General features: G+C 60.6%; 12 protein-coding genes. 3 read left to right on the top strand and 9 right to left on the bottom strand.

Features of this window, described 5'->3' with window-relative positions; genetic code table 11:
* Window positions 1-188 precede the first annotated feature (188 nt).
* Entirely contained in the window at window positions 189-1,604 is a 1,416-nt protein-coding gene (locus NKH21_RS27750) for an adenylate/guanylate cyclase domain-containing protein (protein WP_352868939.1), read from the top strand.
* Window positions 1,605-1,641: 37 nt separating this feature from the next.
* Here the strand turns inward: NKH21_RS27750 and NKH21_RS27745 are convergent, their stop codons facing one another.
* From NKH21_RS27745 to NKH21_RS27710, 8 genes are all read right to left on the bottom strand, one after another.
* A complete protein-coding gene (locus tag NKH21_RS27745) occupies window positions 1,642-2,121 on the bottom strand; it encodes a class I SAM-dependent methyltransferase (protein WP_352868936.1) in 480 nt (159 codons plus the stop codon).
* A 175-nt stretch (window positions 2,122-2,296) separates the two neighbouring features.
* Window positions 2,297-3,478 (bottom strand): ABC transporter permease, encoded by a 1,182-nt coding sequence (locus tag NKH21_RS27740; RefSeq protein WP_352868933.1) that lies wholly within the window; start codon window positions 3,476-3,478, stop codon window positions 2,297-2,299.
* Entirely contained in the window at window positions 3,475-4,473 is a 999-nt protein-coding gene (locus NKH21_RS27735) for an ABC transporter permease (RefSeq protein ID WP_352570080.1), read from the bottom strand. The genes NKH21_RS27740 and NKH21_RS27735 overlap by 4 nt, the downstream gene beginning before the upstream one ends.
* Before the next feature lie 2 nt (window positions 4,474-4,475).
* A complete protein-coding gene (locus NKH21_RS27730) occupies window positions 4,476-6,374 on the bottom strand; it encodes an ABC transporter substrate-binding protein (RefSeq protein WP_352868930.1) in 1,899 nt (632 codons plus the stop codon).
* Window positions 6,371-8,266: an ABC transporter ATP-binding protein gene (locus tag NKH21_RS27725; protein WP_352665297.1), complete on the bottom strand. Its 1,896-nt coding sequence runs from the start codon at window positions 8,264-8,266 to the stop codon at window positions 6,371-6,373. The genes NKH21_RS27730 and NKH21_RS27725 overlap by 4 nt, the downstream gene beginning before the upstream one ends.
* Before the next feature lie 149 nt (window positions 8,267-8,415).
* Entirely contained in the window at window positions 8,416-9,756 is a 1,341-nt protein-coding gene (locus NKH21_RS27720; RefSeq protein ID WP_352665295.1) for an adenylate/guanylate cyclase domain-containing protein, read from the bottom strand.
* Window positions 9,757-9,807: 51 nt separating this feature from the next.
* Entirely contained in the window at window positions 9,808-11,151 is a 1,344-nt protein-coding gene (locus NKH21_RS27715; RefSeq protein ID WP_352868926.1) for a nucleotide sugar dehydrogenase, read from the bottom strand.
* A 105-nt stretch (window positions 11,152-11,256) separates the two neighbouring features.
* Window positions 11,257-12,435, bottom strand: coding sequence for a DUF3095 domain-containing protein (locus NKH21_RS27710; protein WP_352665291.1), 1,179 nt, complete (start codon window positions 12,433-12,435; stop codon window positions 11,257-11,259).
* A 74-nt stretch (window positions 12,436-12,509) separates the two neighbouring features.
* Between NKH21_RS27710 and NKH21_RS27705 the strand changes: the two genes are divergently transcribed.
* Both NKH21_RS27705 and NKH21_RS27700 read left to right on the top strand, forming a co-directional pair.
* Window positions 12,510-13,598, top strand: coding sequence for a glycosyltransferase family 4 protein (locus tag NKH21_RS27705; RefSeq protein WP_352868923.1), 1,089 nt, complete (start codon window positions 12,510-12,512; stop codon window positions 13,596-13,598).
* Window positions 13,595-14,371, top strand: coding sequence for a polysaccharide deacetylase family protein (locus NKH21_RS27700; protein ID WP_352868921.1), 777 nt, complete (start codon window positions 13,595-13,597; stop codon window positions 14,369-14,371). The genes NKH21_RS27705 and NKH21_RS27700 overlap by 4 nt, the downstream gene beginning before the upstream one ends.
* Window positions 14,372-14,446: 75 nt before the next feature.
* Here the strand turns inward: NKH21_RS27700 and NKH21_RS27695 are convergent, their stop codons facing one another.
* Entirely contained in the window at window positions 14,447-15,301 is an 855-nt protein-coding gene (locus NKH21_RS27695; RefSeq protein ID WP_352868918.1) for an MBL fold metallo-hydrolase, read from the bottom strand.
* Between the last annotated feature and the right edge of the window lie 35 nt (window positions 15,302-15,336).

Here is a 15,336-nt window from a genome sequence, read left to right as displayed (position 1 = left end):
GATGAAGGCTCCATGGACCATCATAGTGCTGCTTGCGGCCGGTTAAAATCCGCCGAATGGAAATCGAACGGTCACCAGTCTTATCCATTCAAATGGCCGTACGATCCGTTTCGCAGTAAGATGGAGCACTCGGACCAAAGACCGGTCCGGTCAAAACGCCTCGGGGTGCATTTTCCGGAGCCTGCACGATGAACGAAGCTCAGGATCTGTTCTCACTTTTGCGGCAATCGGCCGATGTCGATCCGCAGGCGATCGACGCGATCAAGCGAACCATCGCGGAAGGTGAGGACCGCGAACTTTGCCGCATCAATGCGCCAGCCTTCGCCAGCAAGCATGGCCTCGACGAGGAGCGCGCCATAAGCGCCTTTCTCCATGCCGCGCGGGTGGGCATCTTCGACATTTCCTGGAATGTTCTGTGCCCCGGCTGTGGCGGCGTGCTCGACACCAACGCCACGCTGAAAACCCTGCAAAAGGACGAATACACCTGCGCGCTGTGCTCCGAGGGCTATTCGCCGACCCTCGACGAGATGGTCGAGGTGACATTCACCGTCAGTCCTCGCGTGCGCAGGATTGCCGCCCACAATCCACACGAACTGCCGGTGGCGGAATATTTCCGCCAGATCTACTGGGCGTCCGGCGTCGATCTGCCGGAAGAGGATTTCGCGGAAAAGATGGAAGCGTTCTCGCTGGAGGATATCGAGCTTGCGCCCGGTGAAAAGGCGGTTCTGCCCATACAGCTTCCGTCCGAATTCGTCATCGTCTTCGAGCCGGTCACCCACTCAGCGCAGTTCATCGACGGGAAGGGCGAACCAACAAAGGAGCGCCGGAGCCTCTCTCTGATCTTCGACCGCGACCATGTCCAGACCCAGACGCTGGAGATGCGACCCGGCCCGTTGCGCTTTTCGCTGGAAAACAGGACCGATACCCGCGTGCTGCCGACGGTCTTCATAGCCGGCCACGCATTGCATGATTTTCTGGGAAAACGCCGGCCCTTCCTGACCGCCAAGCGCCTGCTCACCAACCAGACGTTCCGCGATCTCTACCGCACGGATACACTCGACATCAACCAGCGCCTGAAGATCACCAGCCTGACGTTCCTGTTCACCGACCTGCGCGGATCGACCGAGCTTTACGAGCGGGTGGGCGACCTTTCAGCCTTCGATCTCGTGCGCGAGCATTTCCAGGTTCTGCACGAGATCGTCACGGCGGAGGCAGGCGCGGTGGTGAAGACGATCGGTGATGCGGTGATGGCGACCTTCGCGACGCCTGATCGTGCGATTGCTGCGGCCCTCAGGATGCGCGATGCCATGCATACGCTCAACGACAAGAGCGGGCGCGAGGATCTGCTGCTCAAGATCGGAGTTCATGCCGGCCCCTGCATCGCCGTGTCTATGAATGAGCGACAGGACTATTTCGGCCAGACGGTCAACATTGCTTCGCGGGTCCAGAACCTTGCCAACGCACAGGCGATCTTCGCCACTCGGGCGGTGGTCGACGACAATCTCACCGCCGATCTCTTGCACAGGAACGCACTGACGCCCGTGCCCCACGAGGTCTCGCTGCGCGGCATTGACCGGGAGATAGCGGTGTATACGATCCCCTGAAGACTTGGCCCCTGACGACTCAGGTCGTCCCGGCCCCTCACACGCGCCTATAGATAAAATAGCGATCGGCGGGCACCGAAGGCGGCGGCGGGAGGCGTTGCAACTGCGGGTGATCGAGCGGCGTGCCGCTGACAGCGATGCCGCCGACGCGAAGCAGGCGCGCGGTCAGATCGGGAAGCCAGGTAGAGGTCACTGCATCGCGATCTTCATAGCCGGTGCCGATATCGGCATGAACAAGAGCGGCGTCGATGCCCATGAACCTGCTCGCCGTCTCGCGTATTTCGCCGAGCACGAGGTTTTCAGCTTCGGGAATTGAGCTGGCGTGTGCGGCAAGTGCGCGGTCGAACGCTACGATCCGGCGTCCGGGCAGGCGCTCGCGCAGATGGTGGAACGTCCGGCCATTGCCGAGGCCGAGCTCGAGCACGGGCCCCTCCATCTTCGCCACCTCGGCGCAGACATGATCGAGTATGTCGCGCTGTGCGGTCATCCTCCGGATGAAACTGTCGAGGCGACTCATGTGCGATTGTATGTCCTGAACCTGTCCACGGAATCAACTGCCCCGACCAGAGCGTTTCGCGACCAGTCTTGCCGCGTGTTGAGGCGAACGATGAACACTGCAACAAGCGAACAGGCTGCCGACAAGGATCATACCGGGTGGAGTCGGCGGCGCTGTGCGCGGCGGAATAGCGATGTCACTTGTAGGGGTCCGCGGCGTCCCGCAACCCGTCGCCGAGGAAGTTGAACGCCAAGATGACGAGAACGACGGGGAGCATCGGCAAAAGCAGCCATGGATAGAACGCGATCACGCTGACGCTGCGCGCCTCGGTGAGCAGGATGCCCCAGCTGGTTATCGGCGCCCTCAGGCCGAGCCCGAGGAAGCTCAGCGCCGTCTCGCCCAGGATCATGCCGGGTATAGAGATCGTCGCCGTCGCGATCAGATGCGACATGAAGCCAGGGATGAGATGCCGCCCGATAATGCGGCTGCTTCTGGCGCCCATCAATTGCGCGGCCAGAACGTAATCCTCCTCGCGCAAGGCTAGAAGCTTCGAACGCACGGCCCGCGCCAGTCCGGTCCAGTCGAGCAGCCCGAGGATGACGGTGATGCCGAAATAGATCAGGATCGGACTCCAGGTTATCGGCATGATCGCCGCCAGAGCCAGCCATAGCGGAATGCTGGGGATCGATTGCAGAACTTCGATTATCCGTTGGACGATCAGGTCGAAGATACCGCCGTGATAGCCGGCCAGTCCGCCGATGACAATGCCGAGCAGGAAGCTGAAACTGATGCCGACGAGGCCGATTGTCAGTGAAATGCGGGCGCCATAGATGATGCGCGAGAGCACATCGCGCCCCAGCCTGTCAGTGCCGGCCAGAAAGAGCTGGCCGTTTTCGGCGGGGCAGACAAAATGCCTGTCACCTTCGATCAGGCCCCAGAACCGGTACTTGTCGCCCTTGCAGAAGAAACGGATCCGCTGAACATCATCCTGTTTCTCGATGTAGTTCCGCTTGAGCGTGTCCATATCCAGCGTCATCTGGCGGCCATAGACGAACGGCCCGACGAACTCGCCGTTGTGGAACAGGTGCACCTGCTGCGGCGGCGAATAGATGTAGTCCATGTTGCGCGTGTGCAGATCGTAGGGCGCCAGGAACTCGCAGATCAGTATCCCGAAATAAAGCGCTGCCAGGAATATGCCGGATACAAGGGCAAGCCGGTGCCGACGGAATTTCCACCACATCAGCCGCAACTGTGACGCCTGAAAGACCTTCTCCTGCTCCGGCGTCATCGCCTCGACCGACTGCAGGTCAAAGGGCTCGATGGAAACGTAGTGTTGCAGTGGGGCACCCGGAGCGGGCAGCGGCGATTGCGTGTTCATTTGGTGCTGCCGCCTTGCAGACGAATTCGCGGATCAAGTAGCGCCAGCGCCAGGTCGGAAATCAGGACGCCGATGACCGTCAGGAAAGCGAGGAACATCAGGAACGACCCTGCCAGATACATGTCCTGGCTTTGCAGCGCCTTGATCAGCATCGGCCCGGTCGTTTCCAAAGACAGCACGATCGCCGTGATTTCGGCACCGGAGATGATGGCCGGCAAGATAGAGCCGATATCTGAAATGAAGAAATTGAGCGCCATGCGCAGCGGATATTTGACCAGCGCCCTGAAGGGATGAAGGCCTTTGGCGCGCGCGGTCACGACATATTGCTTGTGTAGCTCATCGAGCAGATTGGCGCGCAGCCGCCGGATCATGCTTGCCGTGCCCCCGGTGCCGATGATCAAGACCGGAATCCAGAGATGAGCGAGGATCGACTTCGCCTTGGCCCAGCTCATCGGCTCGCCGAGATATTGCTGGTCCATGAGATGGCCGATGGACGTGCCGAACCAGATGTTGGCGAAATACATCAGGATCAGCGCCAGCATGAAGTTCGGAATGGCAAGGCCGAGAAGGCCGAAGAAAGTCAGGCCGTAGTCGCCCCAGCTGTATTGATGCGTGGCGGAGTACATGCCGATCGGAAAGGCGATGAGCCAGGTGAAGATGATCGTGACGAAGGAAACCAGCACCGTCAGCCACATTCGGTCCCCGACGACATCGCGAACCGGCAGCTCATATTCGAAGGAATAGCCGAAATCGCCGTGCAGCATCCCGCCGACCCAATAGAAGTAGCGAATGACCGGTGGCTTGTCGAAACCATATTCCTTGCGCATCATCTCGATGCGATCGGAATCCACCGCTTCGCCCTGGGCCCGAAGCTCGGCAACATAGCTGTCGAAATAGTCGCCTGGGGGAAGTTCGATGATCGTGAACACCAGTGCCGATATGACCAGCAGCGTTGGAACCATCACGGCGATGCGCCAGACAAAATATCGAAGCACGCTCAGGACTCTCCAAGCCAGAATGTATCCGGCATATAGACACCGAAATAGGCGGTCGGGTCGTAGCCGTAGAGCGCCTTGTCAGGCAGATTGCGCAGCCGTGAGGACGCCAGAATCGGCTGATGCGTTCCGTTTACCGTGCCGATCGAAAACACCTGATCGGTATAGATCGACAGCATTGAATTCCAGATCTCGGCGCGCTCCGTGGCTTCGGTCGATGCGTTCCAGCGCTTGAGTAAAGCCATCAACTCGACCACAGGCGGAAGATCGGGCGCTTCGCCGACCTTGCCACGAGACAAGTAGTGAGCACCCCAGAGCGGCCATTGCAGCTGGTCGTCGACGGTGGGGGCCAGTTGGTACGGGTTCATGTCGGCGGTCGGTACGCCATTGTCGATGCCCGACCACATCGACATCATGATCTGGCCACCAAGCGCGCGGCTGCGGAAGATGTCGCGCTGCGAAGTCCGGATGAACAGGGCGATACCGATCTTGTGCCAGTGATCGGTGATGAGTTCGAGCGCGTCGGTTTCCAGCGTGCTTTCGCCGGCCGTTTCCACTACGAGCTGCGCCGAGCGTCCGTCGGGAAGTATCCGCAGGCCGTCATCGTCACGCGCCTGAAGCCCGACCTCGTCGAGCAGGGCATTGGCCTGGTCGGGATCATGGGCGACCCAGGCTTTCGCGAATTCCGGCCGGTAGAGCGGGCTCTCCGGCAGGACCGTATCGGCACTTTCCTGCGCCAATCCGTAGAACACAGCCAAATTGATCTCGCGCCTGTCCACAGCGAGCGAAAGTGCGCGGCGCACGCGCACGTCACGAAAAAGGCCACGCCACACCTGGTCGGCACAATTCAGATTGGGCAGCAGCGCCAGCCGCGAACCCTGTGTGCGTTTCCAGAGATGCATCTTCACCGGGTAGCGCTTCTCCGCATCCTTCAGGAAGGAGTAATCGGTGAAGTCAATTCCCATGGCTTGCAGGTCGCTCTCGCCCGCACCGGTCTTGGCGGAAATGATCGCTGACGAGCTGACATTCATGACAATCCGGTCAACATAGGGCAATTGCCGGCCATTCTCGTCTATTCGATGAAAGAACGGGTTCCGCTCGAAGACGAACTGCTCAGCCGGCGGCTTGGTCCGGTTCTGCCAGGGATCGAGCGTCGGCAGTTCCGGGTTCTCCGGGCGATACTGCCGCGACATGCGGATATGCAGGAGCGTCCATTTCTGGGCCCGGTTCTCCTTCATTAGGCCGGCGAGCCGGAATGGATCCTGGTATTTCTTGTGGAACTGCTTGAGATAGGCGGCTGGCAGAACAAGCGATAGGGGCGAAGCAGCGGCGAGCTTGGGCAGGAAGTCGGGATTGGGCGCATCCCAACTATAGCGGACCGTCAACGGATCGACGATCTCGAAGCGTGGCGGCTTGCCGTCTGCCATCAGGGCCGGGGCGAGCCCGCCTTGCGAAAGCTCATCGTTCAGCCAGACATCTTCCCAGCAATAGCGAAAATCCTCCGACGTCAGCAGGCTACCGTCAGACCATTTATGTCCTTCTCGTATCTTGAAAGTGAAGACACGATCATCCGCCACATCGAAACTTTCGAGAATGTCGGCTTGCAGGTTAAGCTTTTCGTCGTAGCCGACCAGGCGAGCGTACCCGTAGATCGTCATCATCCGGATATCTTTCTGGCTGCCGATGATCGTGCGCAGCGTGCCGCCATATTGGCCGGGCTGCCGGCCCATCGCAGCGAGATTCAACGCGCGCGGGCGCTTGGGCAGGCGTTCGGCGAGTGCCGGCAGCGCTCTGGCCTTCAGCTGCGGCTCAAGAAATTCCGGCTCCAGATCGCCGGCGTGCAACGTGCCCGGCAGAAATGCCGAAGCCATGAGTCCAAGGACGGTGCGCCGGCTGATCAATGGCGTAGCTCGCTGACATCGGCCGAACGTCGGGCCAGTACGAGGTGGCCGCCGCCAAGATCGAGCGGCGACAGCATATCCTCGTCGCCCTCGTCGCGGAATTGCGGTCCCCATGCGCTGGTGTCGGAAGCGCCGCTGAGCTTCAGCGTCTTGAAATCCATCGGCCTGTCGAGATCGGGGAAAGGTACTGCGGCGACCAGTGAGCGCGTGTAGGGGTGGATAGGTTTCCTAAGCAGAATTTCGCGCGGCGCGAGCTCGACGATACGCCCGCCGCACATCACCGCGATGCGGTCTGCCATGTAGTCCACCACCGCCAGGTTGTGGGATATGAACAGGTAGGTCAGGCCCAGTTCCTTCTGCAGGTCCTTCAGAAGGTTCAGGATCTGCGCCTGGACAGAGACGTCGAGTGCCGAAACCGGCTCGTCGCAGATCAGGAGTTCAGGCCCCAGCGCCAACGCGCGCGCGATGCCGATACGCTGACGCTGCCCGCCGGAGAAACTGTGCGGATAACGCTTTATGAAGCGCGGATCGAGCCCGATTGCCTGCATCAGGCTCTTGACCGTGGCGAGTCGGGACGCGGCATTGCCGCGTTGATGGATTTCCAGTGGCTCGCTCAAGATGTTCTCCACCGTCATGCGAGGTGAAAGCGACGAAACCGGATCCTGAAAGACCATCTGGATTTTCGCGCGCAACAGGCGCAGCGCGTCTCCCTCGGCTTCCAAGACGTCGATCGGACCATCGCGGCCGTTGAAGATCACAGAGCCGCCGCTAGGGGTGACAGCCCGCATGAGGATCTTGCTGACGGTGGTTTTGCCGGAGCCGCTTTCGCCGACAAGACCCAGGCACTCACCCCGCCTGATATCGAAGCTCACGCCGTCCACGGCGCGAACAGAGGTTTGATGATCTCCGCCGAACCATCCGGACTTGCGGATCGTGAAGGTCTTTGTCAGATCCTTGACCGACAGCAGGAGGTCGTCCGGCCCCTTCGATGCCGGCGCCGTCTGCTTGCCGAGCAGGTTCTCGACATTCACCGGCACCTCGCGGAGCGCCTGTAGCCTTTCGCCAGGCTTTAGGTCGAAATGCGGAACGGCTGCCATCAGGCCCTTCAGGTAAGGGTGGCCTGGCCGGCGGAATATCGCCTCCACGGGTCCCGCTTCCATGATGTCGCCATGGTACATGACCACCACCTCGTCGGCTACATTGGCGACTACGCCAAGGTCGTGCGTGATCAGCAGCATCGCCATGTTCAGCTTCGTCTGAAGCTCGCGCAGCAATTGCAGGATTTGCGCCTGGATGGTGACGTCCAACGCCGTCGTCGGCTCGTCGGCGATCAACAGGGCGGGCCGGCAGATAAGCGCCATGGCGATCATTGCGCGTTGACGCAATCCTCCCGAAAGTTCAAAGGGATACATGTCATAGGCGCGCTTGGGGTTGGGAAAGCCGACAAGTCCGAGCATTTCCTCGGTCCGCGCCTTGCGCTTCACCCGAGCCATGGGCGTATGAATCTGCAGGGATTCGCTCACCTGATTGCCGATCGTATGCAGCGGCGACAGTGATGTCATCGGCTCCTGAAATATCTTGCCGATGCGGCTGCCTCTCAACGCCCGTATTTCGGGTCCGTCACGCGGCATCTGCAGGATATCCTGCGTCGTGCCGGGCTTTTCAGGATCGGAAAACAGGATACGGCCGCGAACATGGGCTGTGTTCGGCAAAATGCCCATCACAGCCTGGCTGAGAACCGATTTTCCGGAACCGGACTCGCCCACAAGCGCGGTAACCTTGCCGGGCAGGACGCGAAGATTTGCACGCCTGACGGCATGCAACGGTCCCCCTATAATGGCAAAAGAGATGCCAACATCCTCGATCCGCAGTAGATCAACGCCCAAATTCATTCTCACACCAGCCCCCACTCTGGCACGTCCAGAAGGCGAGACTATCGCATTGCCAGCCTAGAGCAACTTGGATTCGAACAGTCGCCAGTTCCCTGGCGGAACCGGCGACCGGACTGCATACCAAACGCGTTCGGATCGGATCGTGGCGGTTACTGGAGCTTCCTCGGGTCGCCCGCCGACAGCCGCGCGGCATCGCGATGAAGCAGCATGACCTGCTCGGCGTCCGATATTCGGTCGTAAATCGGCTCCAGCGCACCGTCTTCATCGAGTGCGAGAGCACCCGACAAATCGGGTGAAAGCACCGTCAGCTTCTTCTTGATGCCCGCCAGTTCCTCCTTGCCGAGCGTCAGCCAGCTATTGGCGCTGCAATAGCCGGCGAAATCTTCGCTGGCGAGAACGCTGTGCGAATATTTCTTGGTCAGGGTCTGAAGGCGCTGGACCTCGTTTACAGCCGAGCCGAAGGCAGAGAATGTGAGCCGGTCGGTAAGCCCGACATTGCCGAACATCACATTGCCGACATGCAGGCCGATACCGAATTTAATGTCGCCCAACCGCTGCTCCTTTCTGCGCAGATTGAGATCCATCATGCGCGCGGTGGCCTTGTGCGCTGCCGCAAGGGCAGCCCGGCAGGCGATCTCGGACTGCGCACGGTGCCTTTCGCAAGGGTAGACGGCAATGAAGCCATCCCCCAGGAAACTCATGATCTGCCCGCCTCTGCGATTGAAAGGTGCAGCAATGGCATCGAAAAACTGGTTCAGCGTATCGATATAGACTTCGCGGCCGGAGGTTTCGGCAAGCCTTGTCGACCCGCGCATATCGGCCATGACCAGTGCAGCCCGGATTGTGTCGCCCTCGCCGCGCTTGATCTGGCCGTCCAGCACCCGCCTGCCGGCGTCGCCGCCGAGATAAGTGGTCATCATGTTGTCGGCAAGCTTGGTGAGCACCGCCATCTTGGTTGCGATAGCGAGATGGTTCTGGATGCGCAGCAGCGCCGAAATCATGCTGTCGCTGAAGCCTGCAGCACTGTCGGTGGACCAAGACCCGATCATGCCCTGACTGGTGTTGCCGCTGAAGGGATGGACGAAAGCCATGTAGTCGGTGACGCCCATAAGCTTGAGGTCATCGAAAACAGGAAATTCCGACGGCACCGACGGGTCGAGCCGGCGCCGCAGATGGTCGAGCTTGTGGCTGAGCAGATGGTAGTATGGGCTGGTCAGGAATCTGTCAGAATGAACGCCGTCCTCATTGCGGAAGCCTTCCACTTCCAGGCCCTGGCCGCGGAGCCAGGTGAAGCCAAGCGCGTCATAAAGCGGATGAAGCATCGAAAAGCTCAAATGCACCCGCTTCAACGGCAGGCCGGCAGCAGCCAGCCGTTCACAAAAGCCCCTTACCAATGTTTTCAGGTCGTCGCCCGCCAACGCCGATTGGGTCAGCCAATCGGCAACCTTATCCATGAGAATGGCAGAAATTTCTGCTTGCGCTGTGTTCATGCTATCTCGAAATCTCCTTGATCCGCCACAAATTCGCCGGCTCGGACGCCGTCAGGCCTTCACCACCGTCTCTCGGGCTAGCCCGAGGCGGCCAAAAACATTGCGTGTATCGACGATCAGTCGAGCGTAATCGGCGATCGCCTGATAGTCGATCGCGTCGTGGTCGGTTGCAACGACGACAGCGTCGAAATCCTTCAAGGCCAGCTCGGTCAATTCGACCGAGCGACGCCCCTTGATCGCCATATGCTCCCGTGTGGCCGGGATTTCGGTAACATGCGGATCGTGGAATTCCGCCTTGCCGCCCCATTCCTCGATGAGTTCAATGAGCCGCAATGAGGGGCTTTCGCGAATGTCGGGCACATTCTTCTTATAGGCGAGCCCGATGATGAGAATGCGCGAGCGGCTGAGCGCCTTGCCGCAGCGCCGGTCCAGCGCCTTCGCCAGTTCATCGACGACATGACGCGGCATGGCCGTGTTGATCTCTGCCGCCAGCTCGATGAAGCGGGTCGGCAGTTCGTATTCGCGCGCCTTCCACGTCAGGTAGAAGGGATCGATCGGAACGCAGTGCCCGCCAAGTCCAGGGCCAGGATAGAAAGGCATGTAGCCGAAGGGCTTGGTCTTTGCCGCCTCGATCACCTCCCAGATGTCGATCCCCATCGCACCGAGCACGACCTTCAACTCGTTGACGAGGGCTATGTTGACCGAGCGGAAGATGTTTTCCGTCAGCTTGACCGCCTCGGCGGTCGCCGTGGTGGAAACCGGAACGACGGTCTTGACCACGCCCTGGTAAAAAGCCTGCACAAGCGTCGCCGCTTCAATGCCGTCCCCTGCCACGACCTTGGGGATCGTCGCGACTTCAAAGCTGCGGTTGCCGGGATCCTCGCGTTCGGGCGAAAAGCCGAGGAAGAAGTCTGTCTTCGACTGCAAGCCGGTTTCTTCCAGTATGGGCTTGATCACGTCGTCGGTGGTGCCGGGATAGGTGGTCGATTCCAGCACGATCAGCTGGCCGAGACGCAGATGCTTCGCGATGGTGCCTGCGGTGTTCCTGACAAAGGAGAGATCCGGCTCGCGGTGTTTCGTCAGCGGTGTCGGAACGCAGACGATTATGACATCGCAGACGGCTAGTTCGGCGAAATCCGCAGTGGCGCGGAACCGTCCACTTGCCACCTGGCCGGCAAGGGCTGTCGACGTCACCGCCTCGATGTAGGATTGGCCGCTGTTCAGGCTCTCGACCTTCTGGGCTTCGATGTCGAAGCCGGAAACCGGGAAGCCGGCGCGTGCGATCGCAACCGCCAGCGGCAGCCCGACATAGCCCAGTCCGATCACGCCGACTTGCGCGGTACGCGTCGAAATCCGGTTCAGAAGACGGTCATATGTCGATCGTGAGGCGTCCAACAATCTGCTTCCCGTCAATTCGGACAGGCCGTCCGCTTCCATGGTGAGGCTCACCGGCCCCAAGAGCCCCGAGGCATATTGCGGAAAATCGATGTCCGCAAGCCGTCAGACCGGCACCTTCGCCTTCAGGCTTGCAGCAGCCATCGCATAGCCGCCGGCGGCGCCATCGATGAAATGAACGTGATCGCGCTGCAGCGGCGATGCGACGAGGCATGTCATCAAGGCCGATTTCTGGCGGTGCAGGCCATAGTTGCAGATGCCCGCCTCTTCCGCCTGTTTCAGCCGGTTCTCGATCCGTTGCAACACATCCGCGTCAACGTCGATGGTCATCTTCAAGCCATCGTCGAACTTCCGGAAATCCGAATTGCTGGCCACTTCGCGTTTGTAGATCTTCGGATCGAATCTGCCGATCGTCCAGCCAAATCTATCCGCAACAGCCGTAAGCGTCATCAGGAACACTATCCACAGCTTCGACAGCCACCGCCGTCCTGCCGGCGCCGTGGCCCGCGACTCGATATCGAGGCCGGCGGGCAGCAAACTGTAGTCCGGCCCGTTCACCGGCACCGGGTGGCCATCGCGTTCCTGCCTGCCGGCAAGGGCGATGATGTCGGAAACCAGAGACTGAAAACCGCGCAAATCGCGCGACGCCCCCGGTATGGCTATGATCGAGACGATTTCGCCGTGCCGGGCTTCGATCGGGTTCCAGCGGCACGAGAGGCCGGTCAGGTCCGGCCGCGCGCCGGCTGGCGCAGGATCGATGCGGTAGCGCCCCGCTTTCATCTCGGCTTCCGCCCAACTGCCACCACCTCCGGCGAACATGGCATAGAAGACCGCATCGGAGGCCTGGAACCTCGCCACGCGAACGTCGAGGCCTTGCGCTCTTATATCCTTTATCGGCACGATTGCGGCACGCAAGGTCAGATCCAGTTCGTCCGCCACCCATCTCTGGACAGCCGCCAACGCGTTGCGGGTGATCTCCAGCGCCGAGCCGGGAAACGCCACGAGCGCGCCGTCGCCGCCGAAGACAAAGGGAAGATCTTGCCTACCCAGCGCATTGAGCAACGCCGAAATGACGCTGGCGCCGGCCATATTGACGGTTTTATAGCGCCCCGCCTCGATCGCCCTGGTCGAGCCGACGATGTCGGCGGTGGCCAGCGCCCAGCTATCGGGGAGCGGCTGATAGTTATCGATATCGGCAACGCTTTCGAACTTTGCGAAGACCGGCAAAGAAGCGACAAACGGGTCGGACGCGGCAGCTGTTTCCATGAGCATCAGATAGCACATTCCAGTGCTTGAAGGTGAAGTCGTTCATGCTTCGAAATTGACTTGCGCAGGCTTTCCGATGATAGGGTCCGGCGATGCGAATTGCCTTCTACGCGCCGCTGAAGTCGCCCAATCATCCCGTTGCCTCCGGCGACCGCCAGATGGCACGGATGCTGGTCAAGGCGCTGGAGCATGGAGGGCATAGCGTCGAACTGGCCTCCGAAACGCGCTTCTATCTACGCGAACCGGATTCGAAAAGTTTCGATGCGCTCAAGATCGAGGCCCGGGAGGAAGCCACGCGGCTGGCAAGGCTTTGGGATCGTGACGGCAAGCCCGATCTGTGGTTCACCTATCATCCCTATTACAAGGCGCCCGACCCGATCGGGCCCGAACTGGCGTTGGCCTTTGCTATCCCCTATGTGACAGCGGAAGCCTCCTATTCGAGGCGGCGCAACATCGGCTTGTGGGCCGATACGCAAGCGTTGGTGGCGCGAGCCGTCGAACAGGCGGCGCTGAACATCTGCTTCACGCAAAGGGATCGTCAGGGACTGGCAGATGCGGTACCCGACGCCGCTTTCGGCATGCTTTCGCCCTTCATCGACACATCGGTATTCCGGGAAACGCCGGCACGGGGTTGCCCGACGCGCCTCGTTACCGTGGCCATGATGCGCCCGGGCGACAAAGTCGAAAGCTATCGCATGCTGGCGCAGGCGCTGAGTTCGATCGCTCACCTGCCCTGGACCATGTCGGTCGTCGGGGACGGACCTGCCCGCGAAGCGGTCAGAGCGCAATTCGCCGGCTTGCCCGCCGACCGTATCGAATGGCTTGGCGCGATTGAGCCAGCCGCCGTGCCGGATGTCCTCTACAGTGGGGGAATTTACGTCTGGCCGGGTTTCGGCGAGGCCTATGGTGTTGCCTATCTTGAAGCACAGGCCGCGGGCCTTCCGGTTGTGGCTCAGGACATCGCCGGCGTGCCGGAGGTCGTGCGGGATGGCCAGGCCGGGTTTCTCACCCCGCCGGGCGATGTGGCGGCGTTCGCTTCTGCCATTGAAAGGCTTCTGGCCCGTAACGACGAAAGATCCATCATGGCCGCAGAAGCCAGACGTTTCATCCTCGAAGAACGTTCTCTCGGTGCTGCGGCGGCGCGTCTGGCCGAACTTCTTGCGACGATCCCGGTCTCATGACATCCGATCAAATCTGGCAACCCTTGGTGGAGGAACTGGCGAGCCGGCAACGGGCGGACCGTAAGGCAGAGTTCTGGCTGCGCGACGATGACGCCGTGGATACGACGCCTGCGCTTGATCGGCTGCTCGACCTCACTGGCGAATTCGCGGTTCCGGTGACCCTGGCCGTCATTCCCGCCCTGACTGACGAGAAGCTTGTCGTTCGGCTTGACGAGGCGCCGCATGCCACGGTCGCCATCCATGGCTGGGCGCACCGAAATCATGCGCCTGAGGGCCAGAAGAAGCAGGAGCTCGGCGCGCATCGGCCACGCGAGGCGGTGCTCGATGATCTGGCTCGCGGGCTGGCGCACGTAACCGGCCTGCACGGCGCACGTGCCGTTCCGATGCTGGTGCCACCCTGGAACAGGATCGACGCCGGCTTGGTATCCGACCTTGGATCGTTAGGATTTACGGCACTGTCGGTCTATGGGCCGCCAAGGCCGGCTTCACTTGCGGTCATCAACAGCAATGTCGACATCATGGATTGGCATGGCACGCGCGGCTGCCGCGATCACGGCCTATTGGTTCAGGCTATCATCGCGCAATTGCAGCATGCATTCGATGGCGGCGAACCGGTGGGCCTGCTCACCCACCATCTCGTACATGATCAATCGGCGTGGCTCTTCCTCGAACGGCTGTTCACGGTCACCGCACAGAGTGAAGCCTGCGCATGGCTTCCGATCAGGACATTGATCAGGCGCAGCGCCGGTAGAGCAATTCCAGGAAAAGTGTGAACGGTTTTCCCGGGAAAAGCGCGTAGCGCTTTCCCTTGGGATTTGCACCAGAACAAAGAGATAGAGGAAAATAGCTCAGGGCTTTTTGCGCAGTGAGACTGGAAGTTTGAGCGTCTGGCCATCCCGCGCGGCAAAAGCGCCGGAAAACCTGTCCTTGGCCAGTTTCTGGATCTTGTCCAGTTCCTTGTCGGTGCGTGTCGGATCGTGGTGAAACAGGGCAAGCCCGCGCGCACCCGCCGCCTCACAGAGCTTGACGCCCTGTTGCCATGTCGAGTGCCCGTAACCGCGGCGGCGTTCCATTTCCTCCTCGGTGTAGGTGCAATCGTAAATGACGAGGTCGGCATCTTCGATCAGGCCGAGCACCGCCTGATCGAGTTTGTCCGGCTCGTGCTCAGTGTCTGTGATCACCGCCACGACGCGGCCGCCCCATTCGACCCGATAGCCTATGCAGCCGCCCGGATGCATAAGACTGCCGGTTCGGACCACTACCCCTTCGTGCGGCCGAAGTACGTCTCCGGATACGAAATCGCGATAGTCGAGGCTTGCCTTGCAGGCCTCCAGTTTCACCGGAAACCACGGCGGCCGCATGAACTCATCGACCATCTGCCGGGTCGTCATGTGTCCTGCAAGATGCCCGGACCAAAGCGTAACCTTGGCGCCCCGGTCATAGATCGGCGCAAAAGACGGCAGCCCGATGATGTGATCGTAATGGCAATGGGTGAAAAGCAGGTCGAAATCGGTCACGCCCAACGCCTGAAGCGCCGCGCCGGCAGGCCGTAGGCCAGAGCCTGCGTCGAACAGAAGCGTATGCTTACCGCATCGCATCTCGACGCAGATTGAGTTGCCGCCATAGCGAGAGAATTCTGGCCCTGATACCGAAATGCTGCCGCGGACACCCCAAAACCTGACCAGGAAAACGTTGTCGTCCATGCTACCCCTTCGCCCATCATATCCAAACAACTGCT

It is taken from the genome of Mesorhizobium sp. M1329, from assembly GCF_040318035.1.
In the GTDB taxonomy this organism is placed as follows: Bacteria; Pseudomonadota; Alphaproteobacteria; order Rhizobiales; family Rhizobiaceae; genus Mesorhizobium.
This window is presented reverse-complemented; position numbering and strand designations above follow the sequence as displayed.

What these genes read in the sequence shown, in the direction of transcription:
- NKH21_RS27750 (WP_352868939.1), top strand. Translation starts at nt 189, where the DNA reads ATGAACGAAGCTCAGGATCTGTTCTCACTTTTGCGGCAATCGGCCGAT.
- NKH21_RS27745 (WP_352868936.1), bottom strand. Translation starts at nt 2,121, where the DNA reads ATGAGTCGCCTCGACAGTTTCATCCGGAGGATGACCGCACAGCGCGAC.
- NKH21_RS27740 (WP_352868933.1), bottom strand. Translation starts at nt 3,478, where the DNA reads ATGAACACGCAATCGCCGCTGCCCGCTCCGGGTGCCCCACTGCAACAC.
- NKH21_RS27725 (WP_352665297.1), bottom strand. Translation starts at nt 8,266, where the DNA reads ATGAATTTGGGCGTTGATCTACTGCGGATCGAGGATGTTGGCATCTCT.
- NKH21_RS27720 (WP_352665295.1), bottom strand. Translation starts at nt 9,756, where the DNA reads ATGAACACAGCGCAAGCAGAAATTTCTGCCATTCTCATGGATAAGGTT.
- NKH21_RS27710 (WP_352665291.1), bottom strand. Translation starts at nt 12,435, where the DNA reads ATGTGCTATCTGATGCTCATGGAAACAGCTGCCGCGTCCGACCCGTTT.
- NKH21_RS27705 (WP_352868923.1), top strand. Translation starts at nt 12,510, where the DNA reads ATGCGAATTGCCTTCTACGCGCCGCTGAAGTCGCCCAATCATCCCGTT.
- NKH21_RS27700 (WP_352868921.1), top strand. Translation starts at nt 13,595, where the DNA reads ATGACATCCGATCAAATCTGGCAACCCTTGGTGGAGGAACTGGCGAGC.
- NKH21_RS27695 (WP_352868918.1), bottom strand. Translation starts at nt 15,301, where the DNA reads ATGGACGACAACGTTTTCCTGGTCAGGTTTTGGGGTGTCCGCGGCAGC.